At 72.4% G+C, this 26039-nt stretch carries 26 protein-coding genes; 9 read left to right on the top strand and 17 right to left on the bottom strand.

What is annotated here, in order from left to right; all coding sequences use genetic code 11:
- Window positions 1–5 precede the first annotated feature (5 nt).
- The 5 genes from EES41_RS16485 to EES41_RS16505 form a co-directional block, all read right to left on the bottom strand.
- Window positions 6–518: a DUF6190 family protein gene (locus EES41_RS16485; RefSeq protein WP_123079181.1), complete on the bottom strand. Its 513-nt coding sequence runs from the start codon at window positions 516–518 to the stop codon at window positions 6–8.
- Window positions 508–1674: an aminotransferase class I/II-fold pyridoxal phosphate-dependent enzyme gene (locus EES41_RS16490; RefSeq protein WP_123079183.1), complete on the bottom strand. Its 1167-nt coding sequence runs from the start codon at window positions 1672–1674 to the stop codon at window positions 508–510. Before EES41_RS16490 ends, EES41_RS16485 begins: the two co-directional genes overlap by 11 nt.
- A 228-nt stretch (window positions 1675–1902) precedes the next feature.
- The gene (locus EES41_RS16495; RefSeq protein ID WP_047960609.1) at window positions 1903–2595 is read right to left on the bottom strand and encodes a DsbA family protein; all 693 of its coding nucleotides are present in this window, start codon (window positions 2593–2595) and stop codon (window positions 1903–1905) included.
- Window positions 2596–2647: 52 nt separating this feature from the next.
- Window positions 2648–3424, bottom strand: coding sequence for an MBL fold metallo-hydrolase (locus tag EES41_RS16500; RefSeq protein ID WP_254211471.1), 777 nt, complete (start codon window positions 3422–3424; stop codon window positions 2648–2650).
- A 73-nt stretch (window positions 3425–3497) separates the two neighbouring features.
- Window positions 3498–4436, bottom strand: a complete 939-nt coding sequence (locus EES41_RS16505; RefSeq protein WP_123079185.1) for a DMT family transporter — start codon at window positions 4434–4436, stop codon at window positions 3498–3500.
- A 107-nt stretch (window positions 4437–4543) separates the two neighbouring features.
- Here EES41_RS16505 and EES41_RS16510 point away from each other — a divergent pair, with 107 nt between their 5' ends.
- Window positions 4544–5194, top strand: coding sequence for a TetR/AcrR family transcriptional regulator (locus EES41_RS16510; protein WP_123079187.1), 651 nt, complete (start codon window positions 4544–4546; stop codon window positions 5192–5194).
- A 64-nt stretch (window positions 5195–5258) separates the two neighbouring features.
- Here EES41_RS16510 and EES41_RS16515 read toward each other — a convergent pair whose 3' ends face one another.
- Complete coding sequence (locus EES41_RS16515) at window positions 5259–5897, bottom strand: TetR/AcrR family transcriptional regulator (RefSeq protein ID WP_123079189.1); 639 nt, start codon at window positions 5895–5897, stop codon at window positions 5259–5261.
- A 122-nt stretch (window positions 5898–6019) separates the two neighbouring features.
- Here EES41_RS16515 and EES41_RS16520 point away from each other — a divergent pair, with 122 nt between their 5' ends.
- Window positions 6020–6592, top strand: a complete 573-nt coding sequence (locus tag EES41_RS16520; RefSeq protein ID WP_037794271.1) for a helix-turn-helix domain-containing protein — start codon at window positions 6020–6022, stop codon at window positions 6590–6592.
- Between the two features lie 173 nt (window positions 6593–6765).
- Here EES41_RS16520 and EES41_RS16525 read toward each other — a convergent pair whose 3' ends face one another.
- The 4 genes from EES41_RS16525 to EES41_RS16540 all read right to left on the bottom strand — a co-directional run bounded on the left by EES41_RS16525 (window position 6766) and on the right by EES41_RS16540 (window position 10941).
- Window positions 6766–7248, bottom strand: coding sequence for an ATP-binding protein (locus tag EES41_RS16525; protein ID WP_073775025.1), 483 nt, complete (start codon window positions 7246–7248; stop codon window positions 6766–6768).
- Window positions 7249–7594: 346 nt separating this feature from the next.
- Complete coding sequence (locus EES41_RS16530) at window positions 7595–8575, bottom strand: acyl-CoA dehydrogenase family protein (protein ID WP_123079191.1); 981 nt, start codon at window positions 8573–8575, stop codon at window positions 7595–7597.
- A 6-nt stretch (window positions 8576–8581) separates the two neighbouring features.
- Window positions 8582–9736, bottom strand: a complete 1155-nt coding sequence (locus EES41_RS16535) for an acyl-CoA dehydrogenase family protein (protein ID WP_123079193.1) — start codon at window positions 9734–9736, stop codon at window positions 8582–8584.
- Window positions 9736–10941: an amidohydrolase family protein gene (locus EES41_RS16540; protein WP_123079195.1), complete on the bottom strand. Its 1206-nt coding sequence runs from the start codon at window positions 10939–10941 to the stop codon at window positions 9736–9738. The genes EES41_RS16535 and EES41_RS16540 overlap by 1 nt, the downstream gene beginning before the upstream one ends.
- A gap of 153 nt (window positions 10942–11094) precedes the next feature.
- Between EES41_RS16540 and EES41_RS16545 the strand changes: the two genes are divergently transcribed.
- Window positions 11095–12660 carry an AMP-binding protein gene (locus EES41_RS16545; protein ID WP_123079197.1) on the top strand — a complete coding sequence of 522 codons (1566 nt, stop codon included), beginning with the start codon at window positions 11095–11097 and terminating at the stop codon, window positions 12658–12660.
- Window positions 12661–12720: 60 nt separating this feature from the next.
- On the opposite strand, the gene EES41_RS16550 is transcribed toward EES41_RS16545, so the two are convergent.
- Window positions 12721–13245 carry an EF-hand domain-containing protein gene (locus EES41_RS16550; protein ID WP_123079199.1) on the bottom strand — a complete coding sequence of 175 codons (525 nt, stop codon included), beginning with the start codon at window positions 13243–13245 and terminating at the stop codon, window positions 12721–12723.
- Window positions 13246–13526: 281 nt separating this feature from the next.
- Between EES41_RS16550 and EES41_RS16555 the strand changes: the two genes are divergently transcribed.
- Entirely contained in the window at window positions 13527–14090 is a 564-nt protein-coding gene (locus tag EES41_RS16555; RefSeq protein WP_123079201.1) for a sigma factor, read from the top strand.
- Window positions 14087–15343, top strand: a complete 1257-nt coding sequence (locus EES41_RS16560) for a maleylpyruvate isomerase N-terminal domain-containing protein (RefSeq protein ID WP_123079203.1) — start codon at window positions 14087–14089, stop codon at window positions 15341–15343. The genes EES41_RS16555 and EES41_RS16560 overlap by 4 nt, the downstream gene beginning before the upstream one ends.
- 227 nt (window positions 15344–15570) lie before the next feature.
- On the opposite strand, the gene purU is transcribed toward EES41_RS16560, so the two are convergent.
- Window positions 15571–16446: a formyltetrahydrofolate deformylase gene (gene purU / locus EES41_RS16565; RefSeq protein WP_123079205.1), complete on the bottom strand. Its 876-nt coding sequence runs from the start codon at window positions 16444–16446 to the stop codon at window positions 15571–15573.
- Window positions 16447–16460: 14 nt separating this feature from the next.
- Window positions 16461–16988: a hypothetical protein gene (locus EES41_RS16570; RefSeq protein WP_123079207.1), complete on the bottom strand. Its 528-nt coding sequence runs from the start codon at window positions 16986–16988 to the stop codon at window positions 16461–16463.
- A gap of 114 nt (window positions 16989–17102) precedes the next feature.
- Here EES41_RS16570 and EES41_RS16575 point away from each other — a divergent pair, with 114 nt between their 5' ends.
- Window positions 17103–18440: an ABC transporter substrate-binding protein gene (locus tag EES41_RS16575; RefSeq protein WP_164495860.1), complete on the top strand. Its 1338-nt coding sequence runs from the start codon at window positions 17103–17105 to the stop codon at window positions 18438–18440.
- Between the two features lie 7 nt (window positions 18441–18447).
- Here EES41_RS16575 and EES41_RS16580 read toward each other — a convergent pair whose 3' ends face one another.
- Entirely contained in the window at window positions 18448–20085 is a 1638-nt protein-coding gene (locus tag EES41_RS16580; protein ID WP_254211472.1) for a hypothetical protein, read from the bottom strand.
- A 189-nt stretch (window positions 20086–20274) separates the two neighbouring features.
- Window positions 20275–21660, bottom strand: coding sequence for a transcriptional regulator (locus tag EES41_RS16585; protein ID WP_123079211.1), 1386 nt, complete (start codon window positions 21658–21660; stop codon window positions 20275–20277).
- A gap of 220 nt (window positions 21661–21880) precedes the next feature.
- Here EES41_RS16585 and EES41_RS16590 point away from each other — a divergent pair, with 220 nt between their 5' ends.
- The 3 genes from EES41_RS16590 (at window position 21881) to EES41_RS16600 (ending at window position 25180) form a co-directional block, all read left to right on the top strand.
- Window positions 21881–22561, top strand: coding sequence for a bifunctional DNA primase/polymerase (locus tag EES41_RS16590; RefSeq protein WP_123082518.1), 681 nt, complete (start codon window positions 21881–21883; stop codon window positions 22559–22561).
- 145 nt (window positions 22562–22706) lie between these two features.
- Window positions 22707–23558 carry an ABC transporter ATP-binding protein gene (locus EES41_RS16595; RefSeq protein ID WP_123079213.1) on the top strand — a complete coding sequence of 284 codons (852 nt, stop codon included), beginning with the start codon at window positions 22707–22709 and terminating at the stop codon, window positions 23556–23558.
- Window positions 23555–25180 carry a transporter gene (locus EES41_RS16600; RefSeq protein ID WP_123082519.1) on the top strand — a complete coding sequence of 542 codons (1626 nt, stop codon included), beginning with the start codon at window positions 23555–23557 and terminating at the stop codon, window positions 25178–25180. The genes EES41_RS16595 and EES41_RS16600 overlap by 4 nt, the downstream gene beginning before the upstream one ends.
- Window positions 25181–25322: 142 nt before the next feature.
- On the opposite strand, the gene EES41_RS41445 is transcribed toward EES41_RS16600, so the two are convergent.
- Window positions 25323–25487: a hypothetical protein gene (locus EES41_RS41445; protein ID WP_164495862.1), complete on the bottom strand. Its 165-nt coding sequence runs from the start codon at window positions 25485–25487 to the stop codon at window positions 25323–25325.
- 154 nt (window positions 25488–25641) lie between these two features.
- Window positions 25642–26004, bottom strand: a complete 363-nt coding sequence (locus EES41_RS16605) for a hypothetical protein (protein ID WP_047960610.1) — start codon at window positions 26002–26004, stop codon at window positions 25642–25644.
- Between the last annotated feature and the right edge of the window lie 35 nt (window positions 26005–26039).

Consider the following 26039-nt stretch of genomic DNA (forward strand, 5'->3'; position numbering starts at 1 on the left):
GCTCCTCACAGCGTGTGCGAATCGACGGTCAGGACGAGGGAGTCCTGGTAGAGCTTTTCGAGGTGGCCGGGGAAAACGTCCTCGGCGCCCTCGCCCGGCGCCGCCGGGACGGCGGCGACGGGGAGTCCGGAGCGGCCGGTCAGGCGGGGGCTCGCGGTGTACAGCAGTCCGGAGCGCGAGAGGACCTGGCCGAGCAGCAGCCGTTCGTGGCTGGGAAGGCCTTCCAGGGCCGTCGTCGTGAAGGCCAGGCGGGTGTCCTCCTCGCCGTAGCCGACGCGGGCGATCGCCATCTCCGTGTGCAGGACGTCCATGAACGGGTAGTACGCGTCCTGGACGTCCCGGGCGTAGCCCCACACGAGGTCGTCGCAGCGGCCGACCTGCTCCCAGCTCATCGTGACGCCGCCGGCGAGCCGCTCGATGAAGAACCGCTTGCACGCCCTGCGGACGGCCTGGTCGCCGCTGTGCATGCCCATGAAGACGGTGGCGTCGATGAAGACGTCGGACGGGTCAGCGGGCATAGCGCTCAAGCACCTTCTTCATGCGGTCCATCGCGCCGGCGAACACCTCGGGGTTGCGGGCCAGCGCCAGGCGCACGTAGCGCTCGCCGCGCGCCGGGGTGTCCCAGTAGAAGAAGGTGCCGGGCAGGACGTAGACCTCCTCGTCGAAGAGGACCGCCTGGAGTTCGGTGGCGGTGAGGTCCTCGGCCAGGATCTTGAACCAGGCGACGGAGGTGCCGACGACCGGCTCCTGGAACTCCAGGACGGTGCCGTCCATGGCCTCTCGGGCCGCCGTGCCGTTGGTGGTGATGATCTCCCGCACCGAGGCGAAGCCGTCGGCGATGGAGTCCTCGACGTACTCGGTGACCATGTTCAGGACGAAGGGCGAGACGTTCAGCAGGACGCTGGTGTGGAGGTTGTAGACCTCCTCCTGGATGTCCCGGCTGGCCGTGATCATGGCGCACTTGGCGTCCTGGATCGGCCAGGTCTTGCCGGTGTCCTCCATCACCATGTAGGTGACCCCGGACTCCTCCAGCAGCTTGTAGATGTCCACGCGGCCGATCGTGTCGTCGCACAGCGCGAACGAGGCGAAGCAGAAGTCCATCACCAGGATCTTCCCGTGGTCGACGCAGTAGCGCACGACCTCGCGGAAGCCGTCGAGCTCCTGCGCCAGCAGCGTGAACCCGGTGGGGTTGTTGGGGTCCACGAGGTAGATCGCGTCGGCCGTGACGTTCTCGACGAGCCGGTCGTAGATCTGCTCGGTCTGGTGCAGCGCCTGCTCGGGGAGCGCGGAGATCGGCACCTGCATGTTGCGCAGGAGGTCGACGAGGTTGTCGAAGCAGGGCTCGACGAGCGCCACCGACATCTCGCGCTTCTTGAGGTACATGCCGGCGACCATGGTGGAGACGCTGGCGGAGTACGAGAGCAGGGTGCGGCCCATGGCGCGGGCGGTGGGCTGGCGGTGCAGGCGGAAGAAGGCGTCGAGGAACTTCGCCTCGAAGTGGGCCTGCTGCTTGGACTCCGACTCGTACCACAGCTCGGGGAGGCGGGCGACGATCGCGTCCTGGCTGGGGGACTGCCGCTGATGGGTGTGCGCGTCAGCGAGGTTGTACCGGGTCTTGAGCGCTTCGATCTCGTGCTGGGTGAGGTCGACGAAGGTACTGACATCTGCCTTCATGAGAATTCTCCCTGCTAGTTCCCAATGGAAAGTCCGGGCTCAGACGGCCGAAAACAGCCGCCCTCCGCAACACGCAGGAAACGCTACAGAGATCACTCGAACGGGTGAATCACGCCAGAGTTACGAAATTCATAATCACCGTGATGCTTTACGCGAAAACAAAAACGGCCGAGAACTCCAGGTGCTGGAATTCTCGGCCGTCTCGGTGTTTCATCCAAAGAGCTGCGGCTACCCGGTGGCCGCGTTCAAAAGGAGTTCCTCGTAGATCTTCGGGTCGTCGGATTCGATCACCGGGAACCCGATGCCGTACGCGCCTTCCCAGCGGACCTCGATCCCGGGGTTGGCCACGTCGCTGCCGTCGGGCAGGAACAGGTGCGGGCTGCAGCTGACGGCGTCGGTACGGGCCACGGCCGCCTGCGCCGACAGGGTGGCGCGCGCCCGGCCGTCGTCCAGGGCCTCCGCCAGCGCCGCGACGTCGACGGCTCCGGTCTCCGCCGCGACGTCCAGGATGACCTTGCGGTGGCTGACCGACCTCGACTCTGCCCAGAAGGCCTTGCGCAGGCCCAGGTCGAGCTGCTCGGAAGCGGCCAGGGACTGCGCCTTGACGGCCTGGACCGCCTCCAGCGCGGGCAGCATCGTGGACGGGTAGAGCCAGTCCTTGGCCTGCCAGAGCTGCCAGCCGGCCGCCGGCTCCAGGCTGGCCATCCGGCCCACCTCGCTGTCGGTTCCGGGACGGGGGCTCGGCGCGTCGTTGAGCAGTTCCAGCGGGAAGGAGCGCAGGTCGAAGGCGACCTGGTCCTCCAGGCCCAGCCGCTTGCGGGTGGCGTGGAGGCGGTGGACGGCGATGTGCGCGAAGGAACACCAGATGTCGGCGAAGACGGTGACCACGCCCGGCGGCGGGGTCAGGGATGCGTTGGTCAACGGTGGCTCCGATTCATACGGGGAGGGAGGGGCGGGGTCAGGGGCGGGTGGGTCACGCGGCGCCCGCGGCGGGGACGCCCTGCGCGCCCTGCGCGTCGAGCGCGTCCAGCGCGGCTTCCAGGTCGACGTCGGCGCCGGGCAGCCAGGCGGGCAGGAACGGGATGCGGGCCATGGCGTCCATCAGGGACTCGACCGCCGGGCCCGCCACCGTCGGCCCGTGGGCGGACAGCAGCCGGGCGGGGGCGAGCGAGGCCAGCGCCTGGACGGAGCGGTGGAACTTCTCGGCGTCCACCAGGGCCGTCCACGGGGCGATCGCCCGGTTCAGGACGTCGAAACCCTCGAAGAATTCCTTCGCGTCGGCGTCGTCGAAGTGCGGCACGTTCTCCGGAAGGACCGTCCCGAAACTGTCGGAACTGAAAAGCGTCCCGGCGCCGTGGTCGAACAGCGCGAGCGTACCGGGGGAATCGAATGTCGGCGGCCGGTGGAAGCTGAGCACCCGGTCGCCGATCCGGATTCGGCTTCCCGGGTTCACCGTCACCACCCGTTCACTCGGAATTTCGAATTCCTCGGACAGTCGGGTGAGGGATATCCCGTTGGTGACGAGCTTGGCCCCGGGGGCGCGGCGCAGGAGGCTGACCAGACTTCCGGTGTGGTCGCGGTCGTCGTGGGTGACGGCGATCCAGCGCAGGTCGCCGGGGTCCACCAGGGACCACAGGGCCTCCTCGAACGCCTCGCGGTCGACGGGCATGCCGGTGTCCACCAGCATCGGCTGCTCACCGCGCAGCAGGAAGGCGTTGACCGGCTGTAGGCCGAGGTCGGGTATCGGCAACTCGGAGGTAAGGACGCTGAGTTCAGGTCCCGCGGAATGGGTTTTCAGCACCGTGGACAGTCCTCTCCCGGCGTCAGACGAGTTGGATGGCGAGCGAACCGGCGAGGAGCAGGCCCAGCCCGGTCAGGCGGGGGGCGGTCAGCACCCGGGTCGGCAGCCGGAACATGCCCCGGTGGTCGATCAGGGCGGAGGTCAGCTGCTGGCCGGTGACGGTCAGCCCGACGGTCACCGCGGCGCCGATCTCGGGGATCAGCAGGAAGGTGCCGGTGACGTAGCCGGCGGCGCAGGCTCCACCGAGCCAGCCCCACCAGGGCATCTGCTTGAGCGGTGCCAGCTGCGGCTTGGGGGTCTTGCCCGTGAGGCGCAGGACCAGCAGGACGACGGCGATCGTGAGGGTCGCCACCGTGAAGCTGAAGGCCGCGACGGTGATCGGGGCGCCCAGGCCGTGCCGGAGCTTGGCGTTGACCGCGCCCTGGACCGGCAGGACCCCGCCGGCGATGATGCCGAGCGCGATCCATCCGGCGCGGCCGGGGCCGGACATCACCGGGGCCCCGGGCGGGGCGGTGGCCTTCTGGCCCCTGATGATCACGACGATGCCGAGGAGCACGGCGAGGGCGCCGAACGCGATGCCGGGGCTCAGGCCCTTCTTCTCCAGGCCGAAGAAGCCGCCCAGGTCCAGGACCAGGGAGGAGAACATCTGCCCCGTGACGAACAGCCCGACGGAGGCCAGGGCCCCGAGGCGGGGGAAGAGCAGGATGCCGCTGGTGATGTAGAGGGGGCTGGCCAGGCCGCCCAGTAAGTGCCACCACTCGACGTCGGGGAGCTTTCCGAGCGCGCCGAGCGAGCCCGTGACCGCCGCGATGACGAGCAGGAGTCCGGTGGCCACGCTCAGTTGCACGGTGGAGGCACCGTACGGCGTCCCCACGGCCTTGTTCAGTTGCAGGTTCACCGACGCTTGTACGGCCAGGAGGCACCCGACCAGGAGGGCTGCCGCGAGCAGCGCAGCGTTCATCTTCTACTCCCACACATCAAACGGACGGTCGTCCCACTTAAGATAGAGGTGTTCAGCCCAAACGGACAAGGCGTCCACTTAATCTTTCGGGAAGTAAGGTGATCCGCATGAGCAACGGCGCCGAGAACCCCGCCCCGCCCGTAGTCCTGCGCGGCGATCTCCAGGCCCCGACCGGGCCCGTGGCCGCGCCCCGGCAGCGGGCCGACGCGCTGCGCAACCGCGCGCAGATCCTGTCCGCCGCCGAAGCGCTCTTCACCGCCACGCCCCATCCGCGCGGCGTGACCATGGAGCAGATCGCCAAGGCCGCGGGCGTCGGGCGGGCGACCCTCTACCGCTCGTTCCCCGACCCGTCCGCCGTCGCCATGGCCCTCCTGGACGAACACGAGAAGCGGCTCCAGGGCCAGATGATCTACGGCCCCCCGCCGCTGGGCCCCGGCGCGCCGGCCGGCGAACGGCTGGCCGCCTTCTACATGGCGTACCTGGACCTGCTGCGGCGGCACCTGCCCCTCGCGCTGGGCGCGGAGACCGGCCCCGCCCGCTACGAGACCGGCGCCTACTCGTTCTGGCGCCTGCACGTGCGTACGCTGCTCACCGCCGGCGGCGTCCAGGATCCGGACGCCCTCGCCGACATCGCCCTCGGGCCGCTCGCCCCCGAGCTCTACCACCACCAGCTCAAGACCCTGGGCATCCCCCACGAGCGCATCGCCCAGGCCCTCGTCCTGTCCGCGCGCCGACTCCTGAGCCCCACCCCGCCCTGACCGCCGTACGGCCACCGGACGCCCGGGAGGCCCGGCGGGCAGCGGGCCCGGCGGGCCCCGCGCTCTAGCGCGCCGCGGCGGGCACCGGCCCGCCGAGGACGGGCAGCAGCAGCGTCCAGATCCGCTCCAGCTGCACCTGCGCCGCCCCGCACAGCGACCCGGCCTCACCGAGCCAGGGCTCGTCGGCGGGCGGGGGCGTGCGCCGCATCGCGAGTTCCACGCCGCTGACCACATAACTGACCAGCGCCGCCAGCGTCGCGGCGTCCGCTCCCGGGCTCAGCAGACCTTCGGCCTCCACCGCCCGGGACAGCCGCGCCACTTCGCGGCGCCACGGGCACTCCTCGCCCGGATCCGCCTGCGGCTTCAGCTCCCGGGCCAGCCGCTCACCGGCCCGCACCACCTCGTCGGTCTCGAACAGCGCGATGAGCGTGCGGGTGACGGCCATCAGCTTGCGCACCGCCCCCGACACCTCGTACGCCGCCCACTGGACGGCCTCTCGGGTCACCGTCCGGGATCGCTGCCTGACCGCCTCGGCCAGTTCGGCCTTGGTGGCGAAGTGGAAGACCACGGCCCCCGTGGTCACCTTCGCCCGGGCCCCGATGCGACTCAGCGACGTACGCTCGTATCCGCCCTCATCGAACTCACTGGCTGCCGCCCATAAGATGATCTGCTTGGTTCTCGCCGCACGCTGCTGGATTGCCACCGACACTCCCCATCACGGCCAACTAGCCCTGAAGTAACCCGAGTTGAACGTTCCAGTGCTACACATCATAGGGTACTCAAATGAACCGCACCGTCTAATGTATTGGACGAGACGCGTTGGACATGGACCAGCTCTCACAGTCACTCGCCCGGAACCTCAAGCACTGGCGGACCCGTCGGGGGCTCACTCTGGACGGCCTGGCCGCCCGGGCCGGGCTCAGTCGCGGCATGGTCATACAGGTCGAACAGGCCCGCACCAACCCCAGCCTGGAGACCATGGTCAAGCTCGCCGACGCCCTCGGCGTCGACATGACGGCCCTGCTCGACCTCAACCAGGAACCCCACGTCCGCATCACGCCCCCGGGCCGGGCCGTCCGCGTCTGGTCCACCGACTCGGGGAGTTTCAGCACGCTCCTGACCGGGCGCTGCAACCAGGGGGCCATCGAGCTGTGGCTCTGGCGGCTCGAACCCGGCGAGATGTCGGAGTCCTCCCCGCACCCGCCGGGCACGACCGAACTCCTGCACGTCACCGCGGGTGAGCTCACGCTGATCGTGGACGGGGAGACCCATACGCTGCCGGCCGGCTACTCGGCCGCGCTCGCGGCCGACGTTCCGCACGGGTACCGCAACGACCACGCCGAGGCCGCCGAGATGACACTGACCGTGTACGTCCCGCACGACCGGCGCGCCGAATAGGCGCGGGCGGGCAGACCTGCGGGTGGCGGCGTGCGTCCATGCACGCCCCGAGCGCGGCACGGCAGCCGCCACCCCACGACCCGCACTCGTCAAGGCAAGGACCCTTGGCGTCCCCTCGCGACGAATCGTTCACCACCAGGGTGATCAACACATGACGGTCCGTCAACACCTCGTTAGAGGTACACGCGCGGTTCCCGGATCTGGCCACGCGTTTCCGGCGGCTCCTCGGAGCAGGCGTCCGGGCGGCCGGCCGCGCGTTTCCCGTCCTTCTCCGCGCGGTCGATCTCGCACCAGATCCGCTTGCCGGCGCCCTCGCGCTGCCAGCCCCAGCGATCGGCCAGGCCGTCCACCAGCTCCAGCCCGCGCCCGCCCGTATCGTCCCCGGCGGCCTGCCGCCGGGCCGGTCCCCGGGCGCTCGCGTCGGCGACCTCGACCCGCACCCCCGGGCCCCCGAACAGCATGCGCAGCACGGCCGGACAGCCCGTGTGCACGACCGCGTTCGTGACCAGCTCGGAGATCAGCAGGATCAGTGTCTCGGCGAGCGGCTCGTCCTCCCCTATGCCGCAGCCCGCCAGCCGGGAGCGCGCCCATCGGCGGGCCCGGCCGACCTCCGCGGGGTCCGGTCCTACCTCCAGCTGAACCTGAAGCACCTGCACCGCTCACACCATCCGAACCGGCGGACACTTCGCCTCACGACGGAACGGGATCACGATCCGTGACCCCCTTGCGGAGCAGCATGGTTGACATACAGTCACCACAACAAGCGCTTCGGGCATATTCCAGCGCGAAGGAGTAGGCGTGGTGCATACTGTGCGACGCTCACGCCGCTCAACCGCTCGCATTCCCGGGAGCGTACCGGAGCAGGCCCCCGACTCCCGGCCGCAATGAGTCGGGCGAAGGACACAAACCGATATCAACTCTCTGTAATCAGACATGCGTCCCGCACCGTCCTTCCCGTAACACTGGGCGACCGCCTACCGGCCCCGCACGTGATCGTTCCCGCTACCGGGCCTCTCCACCCGTCGCAGTGCGCGACAGTTCCGCCGCCAGCGCTTCCTCCGCCTCCGCGGCGGTGACCCACTGCTCGGCCCGCACCCACGCCCGCTTCAGGTGCAGGTGCACGTCCGCCTCCCAGGTGAACCCCATCCCGCCGTGGACCTGGAGGCAGTCCCGGGCGTTTCGTACGGCCGCCTCGTCCGCCAGCAGCTTGGCCGCCGCGATCTCCCCGGCCACCTCCGCGGCCTCCCCGTCCGCCGCGTCGGCCCCGTCGGCCCCGTCCGCCGCCTCCGCCGTGACCGCCGCCGCATACACGGCCGTACGGGCCAGCTCGGCCCGCACCAGCATCCCCGCGCACAGGTGCTTGACCGCCTGGAACGCCCCGATCGGCTGCCCGAACTGCTCGCGCTCCCCCGCGTACCGCACCGCCAGCTCCAGCGTCCGCAGCGCGCTGCCCACCTGGAGCGCCGCCGTCAGCAGCGCGCCCGTGTCCCGGTACGCCGAGACGTCCGCGGGCCCGCCCCCCGTCACCCTGTGGAGCGGGGTCAGCGGGTCCGCCGAGCGCACCGGCTCACCCGGGGGGAGGCGCGCCGCGCCCAGCACCGCGTCCGCCTCCGCGAGGTACGACACCAGTGGGCCGCCCCGCTCCCCGAGGTCGAACGCCGTCACCACGGCCGTCCCGGCCGCCGCCCCCGGGACCGCCCCGGCGGCCAGGTGCGTGGCCACCAGCGGCCCCGGCAGCAGCGCCCGCCCGGCCTCCTCGAAGACGAGCACCGCCTCCGGGAGGCCGAGCCCGACCCCGCCCTCGGCCTCCGGGAGCCGCAGCGCGAAGAACCCGGCCGCGCCGAGCTCCCGCCACAGCTCCCGGTCGACGGCGCTCCCGCCGTCGACGGCGGCCCGCAGCGCGTCGCGCCCGTACCGCCCGGCGAGGAGCTCGCGCACGCCCGCGCGCAGGTCCCGCTGGTCCCGCGTCGGCTGGAAGTCCACGGCCGCTCACCGCCCCTTCGGGAGGCCGAGGATGCGCTCGGCGACGATGTTGCGCTGGATCTGCGAGGTGCCCGCCGCGATCGTGTACGAGAGGGAGGACAGCCGGTCCGCCGTCCACTCCTCCTCCAGCGAGAGCGAGTCCGCGCCGAGCACCTCGGCGGCGGTGTCGTAGAGCTCCTGCCGCGCGTGCGAGTACGCCAGCTTGAAGACGCTGCCGCCCGTGCCCGGGACCCCGCCGGACCTCTGCGACTCGCTGACGTTCCACTGCGTCAGCCTCCACAGGGCGCCGAACTCCCCGTACAGGCGCCCCAGTTTCCTGCGCAGGACGGGATCGTCCCAGCGGCCGCCCGCGCGAGCGGCGCGCGCCAGCCGTGCGAGGGTCCGCCGGCAGGCGACGACCTCGCCGACGAAGGCGGTGCCCCGCTCGAAGGACAGGGTGACCATGGTGACGCGCCAGCCGTCGTTCTCGTCCCCGACCCGGTTCGCGACGGGCACCCGGACCTCGTCGAGGAACACCTCCGCGAACTCGGCCGATCCCGCGAGGGTGCGCAGGGGCCGGACGGTGATGCCGGGCGCGTCCATCGGCATGGCCAGCCAGGTGATCCCGCGGTGTTTCGGGGCCGCCGGGCCGGTGCGCACGAGCAGCTCGCACCAGTCGGCCACCTCCGCGTGCGAGGTCCAGATCTTCGACCCGGTGACCACGTAGTCGTCGCCGTCGCGGACCGCGCGGGTGCGCAGCGCGGCCAGGTCGGAGCCGGCGTCCGGCTCGCTGAACCCCTGGCACCACACCTCGTCGCCGCGCAGGACGGGCGGCAGCCAGCGCGCCCGCTGGGCGGCGGTGCCCTCGGCGGCGATGGTCGGGCCGGCGTGCAGCAGCCCGACGAAGTTCGCGCCGACGTAGGGGGCGCCGGCCCGTTCGGTCTCCTCCAGGAAGATCAGGTGCTGGGTCGGGGTGGCCCCGCGGCCGCCCGCGTCGAGGGGCCAGTGCAGTCCGGCGTACCCGGCGTCGTACAGCCGGCGCTGCCAGCCGGTGTCGTAGGCGCGGCGGCCGGGCCAGTCGTCGGGGGACGGCCGGGCGGCCAGCTCGGGCAGCACCTTGGCGAGCCAGGCGCGCAGCCGGGCGCGGAACTCCCGCTCCTCCTCGGTGTAGGTGAGGTCCATCAGCGGATCCCGCGGTCCTGGTCGAGGGAGAGGCCGAGCATCCGGATGGCGTTGCCGCGCATCAGCTTGTAGACCGTCTCGTCGTCGAGGCCCTTGACGTGGTCGAGGGCGACCTCCTTGGTGTGCGGGAAGGTCGAGTCGACGTGCGGGTAGTCGGTCTCGAAGGTGGCGTTGTCGCGGCCGACGACGTCGAGCGAGGCGATGCCGTGCTTGTCGCGGAAGAAGCAGCAGAACATCTGCCGGTAGTAGTACGTGGACGGCGGCTCGGGGATCAGGTCGCGGACCCCGCCCCAGGCGCGGTGCTCCTGCCACACGTCGTCGGCGCGCTCCAGGGCGTACGGGATCCAGCCCATCTGGCCCTCGCTGTACGCGAGCTTCAGGGTCGGGAACTTCACCAGCACCCCGCTGAAGAGGAAGTCCATCATCGAGGCCATCGCGTTGTTGAAGCTGAGCGAGGCCTGGACGGCGGGCGGGGCGTCGGGGGAGGCGGCGGGCATCTGCGAGGAGGACCCGATGTGCATGTTGACGACGGTGCCGGTCTCCTGGCAGACGGCGAAGAAGGGGTCCCAGTAGCCGGAGTGGATGGAGGGGAGCCCGAGGTAGGTGGGGATCTCGGAGAAGGTCACCGCCCTCACCCCGCGGGCGGCGTTGCGCCGGATCTCGGCGACGGCGAGGTCGATGTCCCAGAGCGGGATGATGCACAGCGGGATGAGCCGGCCGCCGCTGTCGCCGCACCACTCCTCGACCATCCAGTCGTTGTAGGCGCGCACGCAGGCGAGGGCGACCTCCTTGTCGTGCGCCTCGGCGAAGGTCTGGCCGCAAAAGCGCGGGAAGGTCGGGAAGCAGAGGGACGCCTCGACGTGGTTGAGGTCCATGTCGGCGAGGCGGGCCTTCGGGTCCCAGCAGCCGCGCCGCATCTCCTCGCGGGTGATGCCCTCCAGGGTCATCTCGTCGCGGTCGAAGCCGACGGCGGCGATGTTGCGCTTGTACGGGAACTTCAGGTCCTCGTAGATCCACCAGTCGGTCGGCGGGCCGTCCGGGTCCATGGTGATCACGTACTTGCCGCCGGTGTAGGCGAGCTCGCCGATGCCGGCGGTCAGCGGCCTCGGCCCGCGGTCGCGGTACCTGGCGGGCAGCCACACGTCGAAGAGGTGCGCGGGCTCGATCACGTGGTCGTCCACGCTGATGATCCGAGGCAGTTCCATGGTGTCCCCTCGCCGCAAGCGGATGGCCGTACCCGATGCCATATCTGATGAACCGTCAGAAACAAGCTAGCTCCGCGACCCCTGGACCGACAAGCGCCCGCGCCCTACGCTCTGCGGTTGACCTGACTGTCCGTCAGCTATGGGGAGGTTGGGATGTCGGACACCACCGGTACGGCCGACACCGCGCGGGATCTGAGCGGGTCCGGGACCCTGTGGGCGCTCGTCGCCCGGCGCGCCGCGCTGACGCCCGACGCCCCCGTCCTCATCGAGGCCGCCGACGACCCCGCGCGGGACCGCACCCTCACCTTCGGCGAGCTCCAGGGCCGCTGCGAACGCGTCGCCGCGGGCCTGTACCGCATGGGCGTCCGCCCCGGCACCGTCGTCGCCTGGCAGCTCCCGACCCGCGTCGAGACGGTGCTGCTCTCCCTCGCCCTCGCCCGGATCGGGGCCGTCCAGTCCCCGGTGATCCCCTTCTACCGGGACCGGGAGGTCGGCTTCGCGCTGCGCGAGTCGAAGGCCGAGTTCTTCGCCGTCCCCGGCGTCTGGCGCGGCTTCGACCACACCGCCATGGCCCGGAGGCTCGGCGCCCGGGGCGTCTTCGAGGCCTACGACTCCCTCCCGGCCGGCGACCCCGCCACCCTGCCCCCGCCGCCGCCCGACGGGACCTCCGTGCGCTGGATCTACTGGACCTCCGGCACCACCTCCGACCCCAAGGGCGTCCTGCACACCGACCGCTCCCTGATCGCCGGCGGCTCCTGCCTGGCCCACGCCCTGCGCCTCGGCCCGGCCGACGTGGGCTCGATGGCGTTCCCCTTCGCGCACATCGCCGGCCCGGACTACACCGTGATGCTGCTGCTCTACGGGTTCCCGGCGGTGCTGTTCGAGAAGTTCGCCATGCCGAACGCCCTCGACGGGTACCGCCGCCACGGCGTCACGGTCGCCGGCGGCTCCACTGCCTTCTACTCCATGTTCCTGGCCGAGCAGCGCAAGGCCCCGGAAACCCCGCTCATCCCCACCCTGCGCCTCCTGGCGGGCGGCGGCGCCCCCAAACCCCCGGAGATCTACCACGCGGTGGTGCGGGAGCTGGGCTGCCAGCTCACCCACGGCTACGGCATGACCGAGGTCCCGATGATCACCATGGGGGACCCCCGGGACACGCCCGAGAACCTGGCCACCACCGAGGGCCGGCCCCCCGCCGGCATGTCGATCCGCGTCACCGCGCCCGACGGCACCCCGCTGCCCGCCGGCACGGACGGCGAGGTCCGGCTGCGCGGCGAGGCGGTGTGCCGGGGCTACCTCGACCCCGGCCAGAACACCGGCGCCTTCGACCCCGACGGCTACCTGATCACCGGCGACCTCGGGCACCTCACCGGGACCGGCCACCTCGTCCTCACCGGCCGCAGCAAGGACGTCATCATCCGCAAGGGCGAGAACATCTCCGCGAAGGAGATCGAGGACCTCCTCCACCAGCTCCCGGGCATCACCGACGTGGCCGTCATCGGCCTCCCCGACCCCGCCCGCGGCGAACGCGTCTGCGCGGTGGTCGAACAGCCGGCGGACGCCGATCCCCTGACGCTGGAGCGGCTGACGGCGCACCTGCGGGCCCAGGGGCTGTCCCCCCACAAACTCCCCGAACAGCTGGAGCTGGTGGACGCCCTGCCCCGCAACGACGCCCTGCGCAAGGTGCTCAAGTACAAGCTCCGCGAGCGCTTCGCATAACCGCCGGGGCGGACGGGGCCGATGAGGCCGACGCGTCAGCCGGGGCAGCGGCCGCGGCGGCTACGCGTCCGGGGCCTCGACGCCGCAGTAGCCCGAGAAGGCCGCCAGGATCTCGCCCTCCGAGACGTGGCCGTCGCCGTCCCCGTCCAGGGCCGCCGCCACCTGGGCGGACAGCTCGGCCGGGGTCCCGAGGACACCGAGGACGCGGGCGACGGCCTCCGGGGTCGCGCCCGTACGGGCCGCGTCCGGCGCGGTCACCGCGATGACGGCCCGCAGGAACGGGCGCGCGATCTCCGCGAACCGGTCCGGGCTGTCCCGCAGCCGCTTCGCCGCGCCGGTGATGAACTCCTCGCGGGACACCCGCTGGTCACCGTCCACGTCCGCGATCCCGGCCATGCCCTGCCAGAACGCCTCGGCGCCCGCGAAGACGGCCTGGCCCTTGTCGGACCGCGCCGTGACCCCGAACTCGGCCAGCACGGCGCGCGCCGCCGCGCTGAAGTCCTCCCGGTCGATCGAGCCGCTCCCGTCCTGGTCGAAGGTGGCGAATCGGGAGGCGATCTTGCGCTCGTACTCTGCGCTGTCCATATTCGTGTTCCGCCTTACCTATGCGGTGGGTGCCCTGTTCAAGACGAGGCTTCAAGTCAAGGCAGGAGCGTAAGCCCTCAGTGGCCTGCGCGTTAAGCGAAGCGGACAAGCAGGCGGCCGCATCGAACCCGCGCACGGGAAGCGCGCCACGGCGCGCACGGGTGTGCCCATGTGTCGTCCCTAGCACGGAGATCGGAGCCGGAGACGGGATTCCCTCAAAACGGGCGGGATCCACCCCGTGGCCATTACATTCGTAGTGTCGACACACCGCTGGGGGCACGATGCCGAAGGACGTACCACCGCGCTGGGACCGCCGCATGCAGCAGCGCCTCGCCCGCGGCGAGGCCGCCGCGCTCGGGGAGCTGTACGACCGGTTCGCCTCGCTCGTGCACAGCCTGGCGCACCGGGTGCTCGGCGACGAGAGCGCCGCGGACCGGATCACCCGTGAGGTCTTCGGCTACATCTGGGAGAACCCGGACGCCTACGACCCCAAGCAGGGCTCCATGCGGTCCTGGGTCGCCCGCGTCACCCAGGGCCAGGCCGTGGCCCGGCTGCGCCAGGCCGAGTTGGGGCGCGGTTCCCGCGAGGACCTGGAACGCAAGGTGGCCGGCGCCAACGCGGCCGCCCGCGCGGACTTCATCGTCACCTCCATGCCCGCGCCGCTGCGCGCCGCGCTGGAACTCGCCTACTTCAAGCGGCGTGACTACCGGCAGGCCGCCGCCGACCTGAAGATCAGCGAGGACGAGGCGCGGCGCCGGCTGCGCCTGGGGCTGCAACTGCTGTCGACCGCCAACACCCTCCCCCGGGAGGACATCGCCCCGCCCGGTTACGGAGGCTCCCGATGACCGGTCCCTCCGGCGCGCCCGGCGACGGGTACGACGACGGGCCCGGCGACGGGTACGAACTCCCCGGCGGCGGGAGCCGGATACCGGGCCCGCGCGGGGCCGCCGACGACCTCGACCCGCGGTACGCGCCCGACCCGCCGCCCGTCGCCGCGCCGCCGACGCACAGCGTGCTGAAGTCCCTCCTCGGGGCGTGGGCGCTGGCCGCGTGTTCCGCGGAGGAGACGCAGGCCGTGGAGGACCACCTGACGGAGTGCGCGCCCTGCGCGGAGGAGGCGCTGCGACTGCGCGACGCGGTGGGGCTGCTGCACCCGGCGGACAGCCTGGACCTGAAGCCGCTGCTGCGGTCGCGGGTGCTGGAGGACTGCCTCGGGAGGCGGCCGGCGCGGATCCCGGTGCCGGCGTGGGCGACCCCGTACGACACGGAGACGGCGCGGCTGGACGCGCTGCTCCAGGACTTCGGCGACGCGGAGTGGCACACGCCGGTCCGGCTGAAGTGGTTCGAGGGCGAGCGGGGCCAGTCGCGCCGCACGACGGTCGCCGGGGTGATCGGGCACCTGCTGACGGTCGACGGCATGGTCGCGACGGCGCTGGGGCTGGACGACCCGCTGGGCCCGGACGCGCCGCAGGGCAATCCGTCGAAGCGTACGGAGCTCTTCTGGGGCGGCTCGGACCGGCCGGTGACGCGGCAGGTCCGCGAGCCGTGGCGGGAGCAGGGCCACACCCTGGTCCGTACGGTGTCCTTCGCGGGGCGCGGGGTCGCGGAACTGTCCGTCGACTACGGGCCGTTCGCGCTGCCGCTCGGGGACGCGTTCCTGGAGCGGGCCTTCGAGTGCTGGGTCCACGCGTGGGACATCGCGGAGGCGGTGGACTACCCGTACGACCCGCCGTCGGGGCCGGACATGCACCGCATGATCGACCTGGCGGCGCGGCTGCTGCCGGGGGCACTCGCGCACCGGCGCCGGTCGGGGCTGGCCGCCCCGCCGCGCGGCCTGGTCGCGGCGGGCGCGCCGGGGCGGACCCTGCACCTGGAGATCGAGGGCTCGGGCGGCGGGAGCTGGGACATCGCCCTGGACTCCCCGGCGGCGAAACCGTCGCCGGAACACCGGGTGGCGCACATCGCGCTGGACGGCGGCGAGTTCTGCCAGCTGGCCGCCGGCCACATCTCCCCGGAGGAGGCGGCCATCGGCCAGCAGGGCGACCGCGAAGCCATCCGCGACGTCCTGTTCACCGCCGCCTCCCTCAGCCGCCTGTAGCCTCCGGCGGTTCCCCGGAGCCGTTTCAAGCCCGGCCGGGGCCGCTTCAGCCCCGGCGGAGCCGTTTCAGCCCCGTCGGCTCCACCCAGCCCCGCGGGGGCCGTTTCAGCCTCGCCGGCGTTTGAGGCGCGGGGTCTGGGGCGGAGCCCCGGGAAACCCGGCTCCGCCGGGCACCGGGCTCCGCCCGGACCCGCGCCTCAAACGCCGGCGAGGCTAAAGGCGCAGGGCTAGGCGAAGACGACCGTGCGGGAGCCGTTCAGGAGGACGCGGTGTTCGCTGTGCCACTTCACCGCGCGGGCCAGCGCCTGGCACTCCACGTCGCGCCCGACGGCGACCAGCTGGTCCGGGGTGACCTCGTGGCCGACGCGCTCGACCTCCTGCTCGATGATCGGGCCCTCGTCCAGGTCGGCGGTGACGTAGTGCGCGGTCGCGCCGATCAGCTTCACACCGCGCGCGTGCGCCTGGTGGTACGGCTTCGCGCCCTTGAAGCTCGGCAGGAACGAGTGGTGGATGTTGATGATCCGCCCGCTGAGCTCCTTGCACAGGGTGTCCGACAGCACCTGCATGTACCGCGCGAGCACCACCAGCTCGACGTCCTGCTCCCGCACCAGCTCCAGCAGCCGCTGCTCCGCCGCCGCCTTCGTGTCCTTCGTCACCGGGATGTGGACGAAGGGGATGTCGTACGAGCCGACGAGCTCCTCGAAGTCCGTGTGGTTGGAGACGACCGCCGCGATCTCCACCGGCAGCGCCCCGATGCTCGCGCGGAACAGCAGGTCGTTCAGGCAGTGCCCGAACTTCGACACCATCAGCACGATCCGCATCCGCGCGTCCGAGCGGTGCAGCTCCCAGTCCATCCGGAAGGAGTCGCCGATCGCCGCGAAACTGGCCCGCAGCTTGTCCAGCGTCACGGGCGCGTCCGCCGAGAAGTGCACCCGCATGAAGAACAGGCCGGTGTCGTGATCGCCGAACTGGCGGCTGTCCTCGATGTTGCATCCGGTCATGAACAGGTAACTGGACACGGCATGCACGATGCCCTGCTTGTCGGGGCAGGACAGGGTGAGAACGTACTGCTGGGGGGCCTGGGGCTGCGGGTCTTCGCTCATGACCCCACAGCCTTTCACACCGCGCGGGTGAGCATCCTCAGCACTTCCAGCGACCGCGGCCGTACGTCCGGATCGTCCCCGTCCGCGAGCGTCAGCCGTACGTGCGCCTCGCGCGCCGCGCGCACCGCCTCGGGCCACGCGTGGTGCTCCAGGTAGCTGGAGACGGGCGCGTCCGGACCGATCTGGTGCAGGATCCGCAGCACGCGCAGGACGGCCAGGTCGACGAGGGCCGCCTCCTGCGAGTCCCGGAAGATCGTCCCGACGTACTTGTCGGCGGACCAGCTGTCGAGCCAGGTGTCCTCGACGAGCCGGTACACGGCGTCGGTGACATCCCCGTACCCCTCGGCGCCGGCCAGCCAGGTGTCCTCCTGGAACTCCGGGTCGGAAAGCATGTGCAGCGCCGAGCGCACGTTGCTGCGCCAGCGCCACCACGGCATGTCGTTGAGGGGCATGCCGCCCATGGTGGAGGAGCGGCCGCCGCGACGGGAAGGGTTCTTCGAACCTTGGGCGATTGTCACGCTTTCGATCGTACGTTCCGCCATTTCGTGATCTTCAGGCAGCTCTGCGTGATCACCCCCGGCAATTCACCTGGGCGTCACCGGATGTTGTGTACACCTCAGACTCCAGTTACCCGTGGGGCGGCATGGTGCATGGACATGACCGATTGGCGACGCGCAGCAACCCTCTCCCGCACCTTCCTGGCCACGGCGACGGGCGCCGCTCTCGTCGTCGGCTGCGGGGCCATACCCGGCGGCTCGGGTGGTCCCGGCGACACCCTCACGGTCATGACCTTCGCCCCGGAGGGCACGAAGGCGACCAACATGCCCGGAATGACCGCCATGGCCAAGACGTACGAGCGCTGGGTCAACTCCAAGGGCGGCATCAACGGCCGCAAGCTCCGGGTCCTGACCTGCAACGAGCGCAACACCCCGGCCGGCGCCGCCGACTGCGCCCGCAAGGCCATCTCCGAGAAGGCGGTCGCGGTCGTCGGCTCGTACAGCCAGCACGGCCGTGCCTTCATGGCCCCGCTGGAGGCCGAGGGAATCCCCTTCATCGGCGGCTACGGGGTCTCCTCGGAGGAGTTCCAGAGCACCCTCTCCTACCCCGTCAACGGCGGCCAGCCCGTGCTCCTCGCCGGCGCCGGACACCAGCTCGGACGCGCCTGCGGCCAGGTGTCCATCGTCCGCCCGGACACCCTCGCCGGGGACTCGATGCCCGTGCTGCTCAACGCCGGCCTGAAGGCCAACAAGGCGCCCGAGGCCTCCGACATCCGCGCCGCCGAGGACACCGCCGACTTCTCCGCGCCGGCCCGGGAGGCCCTCGCCGACACGGGCGGGGCGGGCGGGGCGGGCGGGGCCGGTGGGGCCGGTGGGGCGTCCGCCAAGGAGAGGGACAAGGACAAGGAGAAGGGCTGCGTCACCGCCGTGCTCGGCGAGCGCACCGAGACGTTCTTCGACGCCTTCCGCCGCGCCGCCGCCGAGAAGCAGCGCACGCCGCAGATCTCCTCGGTCCTCGGCAGCGTCAGCCAGGCCCTGGTCAACCGCACCGGCGGCAAGGAGAGCCCCTTCGAGGGCGCATACCTCACCAGCTGGTACCCCGTCTCGAACGATCCGCTGTGGGACCCGATGCGGAAGGTGATCGCCGAGCACTCCTTCGGCGACGACGGAGTGGACCCCGACGACAGCGGGGCGCAGACCACCTGGATCGCGTACACGGTGCTGGACGAGGTCGTGAAGCGGTTCAAGGACGGCGAGGACATCACGGCGCGGAAGGTCGCGCGCGTGCTGAACCAGTCGGAGAAGATCCGGACGGGCGGCCTCACGCCGGACCTGTCCTGGCGCTACCAGGACATGCGGGCCGTCGCCGGGTTCCCGCGCATCGTGAACGGGCAGGTCACCTTCCAGATCGTCCGGTCGGGCCGGCTCGTGGCGCAGCCGGGCGAGGAGTCCATGGACATGACCCCGACCCTGGAGCAGGCCCCGCGCGCGGCGTAGCCGCCCGTCAGAGCTGGGACTTGTCCCGCTTGGTGAGGCCGTACTTGGCCGCGATCGAGTTCCACATGGCCGCGGCCGAGTCCTTGGCCCGGGTGGCCTCGCCGCTGGACTTGTTGCCGTCCACGGCGTGCGGGGTGGCCTTGGCCTGCCCGTCCTTGCAGTTCTTCTTGCCGTCGCCCACGTCGTCGGCCCAGGCCGCGTAGCTGTTGTCGGCGTCCGCCGAGGACTTCCAGGCCTTGGTTAGCGCCGCGGACAGCTTCGCGTGGTCGGGGAGCTTGTCGAGCTTGAGTTCCTGGAGCCGGGTGACGAGCTCCTCGCGCTGGCGGGCGGCGTCGCGCAGGTCATCGCCCGCCTGGCCGAGGTTGCGGCAGCCCTTGATGTCCTCGACGGCCTTGATCACCGAGGCGCGGCTGTCGTTGCTGTCCGCGAGCAGCTTGTCGAGCTGGACGGCCTGGGGGCGGGCCGGGTCCACCGGGGCCTCGCCGCCGGCCGCGGCGGAGCCGGAGCCGGTGGGGGCGGCGGGGGCGGCGCCGGGGTCGGTGTTCTGCGGCTTGTCGTCGCTGAGCAGCGCGCCGACGCCGAGGCCGACGACGGCGAGACCGACGACGACGGCCCCGATGATCAGGGGCGAGACCCGACGGCCGGGCTCGGCGGGCGGCGGCGGCGCGTACTGCTGCGCGGCGGGCTGGGGGTGGGGGTGGGGGTGTGCCTGCTGCTGCGGCTGCGGCTGCGGGTAGGCGCGCGGCGGGGGCTGCTGCCGGCGCACCGGTGCCTGGACCGGCGGCAGGTGCTGCGTCTGCCCGGCGGCGGCGTCGTTCCGGAACAGCCCGTCGAACCCCTCGGCGGCGTTCGGCGCGGGGCCGGGCGGGACGGGCGGTATGTACTGCGTGGCCGCGTCATGCTGCCCGGAGCCGGGGCCGGGGCCGGAGCGAACCGGCGGAATGAATTGCGTCGCCGCCTCGTGCTGCCCGGGCCCGGGGCCGGGGCCCGACGGAACCGGCGGAATGAACTGCGTCGCCGCCTCGTGCTGCCCGGAGCCGGGGCCGGGGCCCGACGGAACCGGCGGGATGAATTGCGTCGCCGCCTCGTGCTGCCCGGAGCCGGGGCCGGGGCCGGACGGAACCGGCGGAATGAACTGCGTCGCCGCCTCGTGCTGCCCGGGGCCAGGGCCGGGGCCGGACGGAACCGGCGGAATGAACTGCGTCGCCGCCTCGTGCTGCCCGGAGCCGGGGCCGGGGCCCGACGGAACCGGCGGAAGGTACTGCGTGGCCGCCTCGTGCTGCCCAAGCCCGGGGCCGGGGCCCGGCGGAACCGGCGGAAGGTACTGGGTGGCGGCCTCATGCTGCCCGGAACCAGGGCCGGGGCCGGACGGAACCGGCGGGATGAACTGCGTCGCCGCCTCGTGCTGCCCGGGGCCGGGGCCCGGCGGGACCGGCGGGATGTACTGGGTGACGGCCTCGGGCAGCGGCGGGTAGCCGTACCCGTGCGGTTCGCCGGGCCCCTCGAAGCCGGGCCCCACGACGTGCCCGGGCTCGGGTTCGGGCTGCGGGTACCCGTAACCGGGCTGCCCCCACGGCTCACCGCCCTGCGGGACGCCAGACTGCGGGGCGCGGTGCTGACCGCTTCCCTGTCCGCTCTCCGTCACCGGGACTCCTTCTCCGACTCGCCCGAACCTTCGGAACCGTCGGGTCACGCTACCCGGTCACCGCCCTCCCCGGGCAGCCCGCACCCCGGGGACCCGGCCGAGGGGGACGCCTCCGGGGGTTCCGCGACGGGCGGGGAGGGCCCTGACCACAGTGGCGCCCGGCCGGCGCCACTGTGACGGCAGGACCTGCTACGCCACCGACACCGCCTCCAGCCGCGCGCCGAACTCCCGCGCCGCCGCCTCCTCCCGGTACGGCTCCAGACGGACGCGGAAGTCGTCCAGGTACTCGGCGCCCCGGCGCGAGCGCAGCGTCCCCAGCAGCTCCGCCGCCTTCGTCGCCGTCTGGCAGGCCTGTTCCACCTCCCGCTGCTGCACCTGCGCCGCCGCCAGCAGCAGCAGCCCGATCGCCCGGCGGCGCGCCTTCGTCTCCGGGAGCCCCCGCAGCGCCTCCTCCGCGCGCCGCGCCGCCGCCTCCGCCTGGCCCAGGTCCCGGTGGCAGTGCGCCAGTTCGTCCGCGAGGTAGGCCCCGTCGAAGTGCCGGATCCACACCGGGTCGTCCCCCGACTCCGGTTCGGCCCGCTCCAGCGCCGTCACCGCCCGCCCCGACAGCACCGCCGTCGCCCGGTTGTCCCCGAGCAGCGCGTGCCCGCGCGCCTCGGCGGCGTAGAACATCGCCTCCACCCGGGGTGTGACCTGCCCCCTCGTCCCTTCCTGCGCGGCCCGCGCCAGTTGCGCGATCTCCCTCGGGTTCCCGAGCTCCGCCGCGAGGTGGCTCATCGACGCGGCCAGCACGTACCCCCCGTACGCCCGGTCCCCCGCCGCCTGGGCGAGTCGCAGCGCCTGGATGTAGTACCGCTGTGCGAGCCCCGGCTGCCCGGTGTCGACGGCCATGTAGCCCGCCAGTTCCGTGAGCCGGGCGACCGCCGCGAACAGCGCCCGCCCGACCGGCTCCCGGTACGAGCCGCCGATCAGCCCGGACACCACGGAGTTCAGGTAGTGCACCACCACGGGCCGGACGTGCCCGCTGCCGAACCGGTGGTCGAGGTCCTTGAGCGCCTCGGTGGTGGCCACCACGGCCTCCACGTCCGACATCCCGACGCGCGCGCCCCCGCTGCGGGCCACCTGCGCGTCCGCCCCGGTGATCAGCCAGTCGCGGCTCGGCTCGACGAGCGCGGACGAGGCCACGCTCGCCCCGGTCAGGAAGTCGCGCCGGCCCACGTCGCTGCGGTACAGCTCGCAGACCTGCTCGATGGCGCCGATGACGGTCGGGGAGAACTGCAGGCCGATGCCGGAGGCGAGGTTCTTGCCGTTGGCCATGCCGATCTCGTCGATGGTGACGGTCCGGCCGAGTTTGCGGCCGATCGCCTCGGCGATGATGCCGGGAGCCCGGCCGCGCGGCTGCTGGCCGCGCAGCCAGCGGGCCACGGAGGTCTTGTCGTAGCGGAGATCGAGGCCGTGCTCGGCCCCGCACATGTTCACGCGCCGGGCTAGCCCGGCGTTGGAGCACCCGGCTTCCTGGATGAGCGCCTGGAGCCGTTCGTTCGGCTGGCGCGCGACGAGAGGCCTGGCTGCCATGAAAACCCCCTGAGGCCGCGGGTGAGCATTGGAATGATCACTTCCCGCCTGATGTGCGGAGAATCTTCCCCTCTGCGTGGTGTGGCTACCCACGCGCGGCGCCCCGACCTCCCACGCGCCCCCGCTCATGCACCCATGCGCCCCGTTTGCAGGATCGATGCTCCGGCCACCGGCCGGTTTGCGGCCGTAACCACCGGTGGGCGCGAGAGTTGTGATGGGCGTGGAAGAGACCATCGGAGTCACGGAGACCGCACCCATCCCCGAGCAGCGCGGCGAGCGGCTGCTGGACCATGCCGTGCGGTACGCGGAAGAACGGCACTGGGACGTCTTCGCCGGCACCTGGCTGGAGCCGGGCGAAGGGCGGGAACTGTGCTCCTGCGGGGCCGCGGACTGCTCGGCTCCGGGGGCCCACCCCGCCGTCAAGGACTGGCAGGCGCTGGCCTCGGGCAGCGCGGTGCAGGTCCGGCGGATCTGGGGGAAGCAGCCGAACGCCTCGATCCTGCTGCCGACCGGCCGGACCTTCGACGCCATCGACGTACCGGACTCCGCCGGGTTCCTGGCGCTGGCGCGGCTGCACCGGATGAACCGCACCGTCGGCCCGGTCACCCTCAGCCCCGATCACCGCATGCTGTTCTTCGTCCTGCCGGGCGCCGGGGCGAAGCTGGAGGACCTGGTGAGCAACCTCGGCTGGTCCCCGTCCGCGCTGGACCTGTTCGCGCGCAGCGAGGGGCAGTACGTGGCCGCTCCCCCGACGCGTTTCGGCGGCCGGGGCTCCGTCCAGTGGGCGCAGGCCCCGACGGCGGCGAACCGGTGGCTGCCGGACGTGGAGGAGCTGATCGACGGGCTGGCGTACGCGTGCGGCCGGGACGCGGCGGAGGCCCGCGACCGCAAGTCGGCGTAGCGGGCCGTACCGGCGGTTCGTACCGGCGGTTCGTACCTGCAAGTTCATGACATTCGTAACTGCTCGACCCCTTCCCCCTCCTCCTATCGTGAAGAACGCAGGAGCGTAGGACCTACGCATACGGGGACACAGGAGAGGCGGGCGCATGCCTGACCAGGGTGATGCGGCGGGCCGGACGGACGGGGCGGCAGGGGCGGACGGAGCGCGACCTGCGCCGTCCGCCGTCCCCGCCGTGCGGGTCGAGGGGCTGTGGAAGCGGTTCGGTGAGCAGGTGGCCGTCGCGGGGATCGATCTGGAGCTGCCGGCCGGGCAGTTCATCGGGCTCGTCGGGCCGAACGGGGCGGGCAAGACGACGACGCTGTCGATGGTGACCGGGCTGCTGCGCCCGGACATGGGGCGGGTCTTCGTCGCCGGGCACGACGTCTGGGCGGACCCGGCCGAGGTGAAGTCCCGCATCGGCGTGCTGCCGGAGGGGCTGCGGCTCTTCGAGCGGCTGTCCGGGCGGGAACTGCTCGGCTACATGGGCCGGCTGCGGGGGCTGCCGGGCGAGGAGACGGACAAGCGGGCCACCCAGCTGCTGGACGTACTGGACCTCGCGGGCTCCCAGAACAAGCTGGTCGTGGACTACTCGACGGGCATGCGGAAGAAGATCGGCCTGGCGGCCGCGCTGCTGCACAACCCGGAAGTGCTGTTCCTGGACGAGCCGTTCGAGGGCGTGGACCCGGTGTCGGCGCAGACCATCCGCGGGGTGCTGGAGCGGTACACCTCCTCCGGCGCCACCGTCGTCTTCTCCTCCCACGTGATGGAGCTCGTCGAATCGCTGTGCGACTGGGTGGCCGTGATGGCGGCCGGCCGGATCCGCGCGGCGGGCCCGCTCGCCGACGTACGGGGGGAGGCGCCCTCGCTGCAGGCCGCGTTCCTGGAACTGGTCGGCGCGCGGGGCCGGGACTCGGGCGACTCCCTGGAGTGGCTCGGCGGCGGGGCGGCCGCGCGATGAGCACCCTCGCACCGGGGCGGGAACGGGCCGCCTCCCTGACCCCGGTCTTCGTCCGCCTCAAGCTGTCGCTGATCAGGAACGGGCTCAAGGGCTCCTCGAAGCGCAAGGCCGCCTACGTCTCCAGCCTCGTCTTCGCGCTGGTCGTCGCCTTCTTCGTCACGCTCGGCCTGGCGATGCTGCACGGGAACGCCCACGCCGGGACGGTCGTCGTCCTGCTGGCGGCGATCCTCGCGGTCGGCTGGGCCTTCATGCCGCTGTTCTTCCCCACGGGGGACGAGACCCTCGACCCGAGCCGGCTCGTCATGCTGCCGCTGCGGCCGCGGCCGCTGGTGCGGGCGCTGTTCGCGTCCTCCCTGGTCGGCATCGGCCCGCTGTTCACCCTGTGCCTGGCGGCCGGATCGGCCATCGCGGTGGCCCGGGGGCCCGTCGGCGCGCTGGCCGCGGTACTGGCCGCGCCGCTGCTGCTGCTGGGCTGCGTGGCCCTCGCCCGCGCCGTGGCCACGGCGAACGTCCGGCTGCTGACCAGCCGCAAGGGGCGCGACCTGGCCGTGCTCAGCGGCCTGCTGATCGCGGTGGGCGGGCAGGCCGCCAACTTCGGCAGCCAGCGCCTGTTCCAGAGCGGCGGCCTGGCGCAGCTGGAGCCCGCCGAGGCGGTGGTGCGCTGGCTGCCGCCCGCGACCGCCGTCGGCATGGTGGACTCGGCGAGCGAGGGCTCGTACGGGGTGGCCGCGGCCCAGCTGGCGGTGACGCTGGCGGCGCTGGCGCTGCTGCTGTGGTCCTGGGAGCGCAGCCTGACGAAGCTGATGGTCTCCCCGGACGGTTCGACGCTCTCGGTCGCGGAGTCCGCCGCGTCGGGCAAGGCCGAGCGGGACGGCGGCTTCTGGTCGCTGATGCCGGGCGGCCGCACGGGCGCGGCGATGCGGCGCACGCTGCGGTACGCGGTCCGCGATCCGAAGACCAAGTCGGCGTGGGTGACGGCGCTGGCGATCGGGGTGATCGTCCCCGTCGCCAACGCCCTCCAGGGCACCGGCTCGCTGTACCTGGCGTGCTTCGGCGCGGGCATGCTCGGCATCCAGATGTACAACCAGTTCGGGCAGGACACCTCGGCGTTCTGGATGGTGGCGCAGACCATCTCGACCCCGCGCGACGCGTTCGTGGAGCTGCGCGCCCGGTCGTACGCGCTGGCGCTGGTCACCGTCCCGTACACGGTGCTGCTCACGGTGGTCACGGCCGCGCTCGTCGACAACTGGCGTGACTTCCCGGCGGCGACGGGGCTGGCGCTGGCGCTGCTGGGGTCGATGCTGTGCACGGGCGCGCTGGCCTCGGCCCGCTTCCCGTACTCCATCCCGTCGGACGGGGCCTTCAAGAACGTCGCGCCGGGGCAGGCGGGGCTCGCCTGGATCGGCATCTTCGGCGGCATGCTGACGTCGGCGCTGATCTGCTCGCCGGTGATCGCTCTGACGGTCTACGCGGACGTCGCGGACCAGGGATTCCTGGCGGCGCTGCTGCTTCCGCTGGGCGCGGGCTGGGGCGTGCTGGCCACGTGGGCGGGGCTGCGGCTGGCGGCGCCGACGGTGGCGCGGAAGCTGCCGGAGATCCTGGTGGCGGTCAGCAAGGGCTGAGCGCCCCGCACCGTACGGACGCTAGGCCGGCCTCCGCTCCGGTGGACGGTCGGCGGTCGGCCCGGTGCGCGGGGCCCGGTGCGCGCAGTCGGCGCGGTGGAGAGCGCGGTCGAGCGCGGGGCCGCTGCGGCGGCGGGGGCGGCTACTCCCAGGCGGTGGTGTTCTTGCCCGCCGGGGCGGTCTCCCAGGCGGTGGTGGCGAAGACGTGGCCGGTCTGGCCGGCGCTGTGGGCCGTCAGGGCGGGGGCGAAGGCGGCGAGGGCGAGGGTGGTGACCGCGGCGGCCTTGACGAGGCGGGTGCGAAGCATGGCAGTGGTCCTTTGCGAGAGCCGGAACGAGGCGGTGGTGGTCCGGATTCGCGTCCCGCGGTGACGTTTCCTCCGGTGGCGCCGGCCGGGTTCCGTGTGGCTCCCTGCCGGCAATCACTACTCTCGTCGCAGGTCAGGACGGGTGGAAGGGGGTTCAGTTGGACGGAAGCGGCCCTGACCCGATCCGGCCAGCGGGGCCGGAAGAGGACAGCAGCAGCTGCTCGTAGTACGGCGTGACCAGGGGCGCCCCGACCCGGGTGAGCCGCCAGCCGCGCAGCGCGGGCACCACCGCCAGGGCGCGCCGGAAGAGGGTCTCCGCAGTGCGCTCCGCCTCGGCGAGGCCGTCGGCGACCAGGAAGACGCCCACGACGGGATCGGGCAGGGCGTCAGGATGCGCCGAGACGTGCTCGGCGGGAGGGCCGTCGGTGTCGGCGACCGAGCGAATCAACTCTGCCGTCTCGGACGGGAGTTGGGATCCGGGCTCGGCAGCCCGAAGACCTGCGTGAACGAGGTACATGTGCCCCATCCTGGCGAATGACACGCCTCCAGCGA

This window comes from Streptomyces sp. ADI95-16 (genome assembly GCF_003721495.1).
Classification (GTDB): domain Bacteria; phylum Actinomycetota; class Actinomycetes; order Streptomycetales; family Streptomycetaceae; genus Streptomyces; species Streptomyces goshikiensis.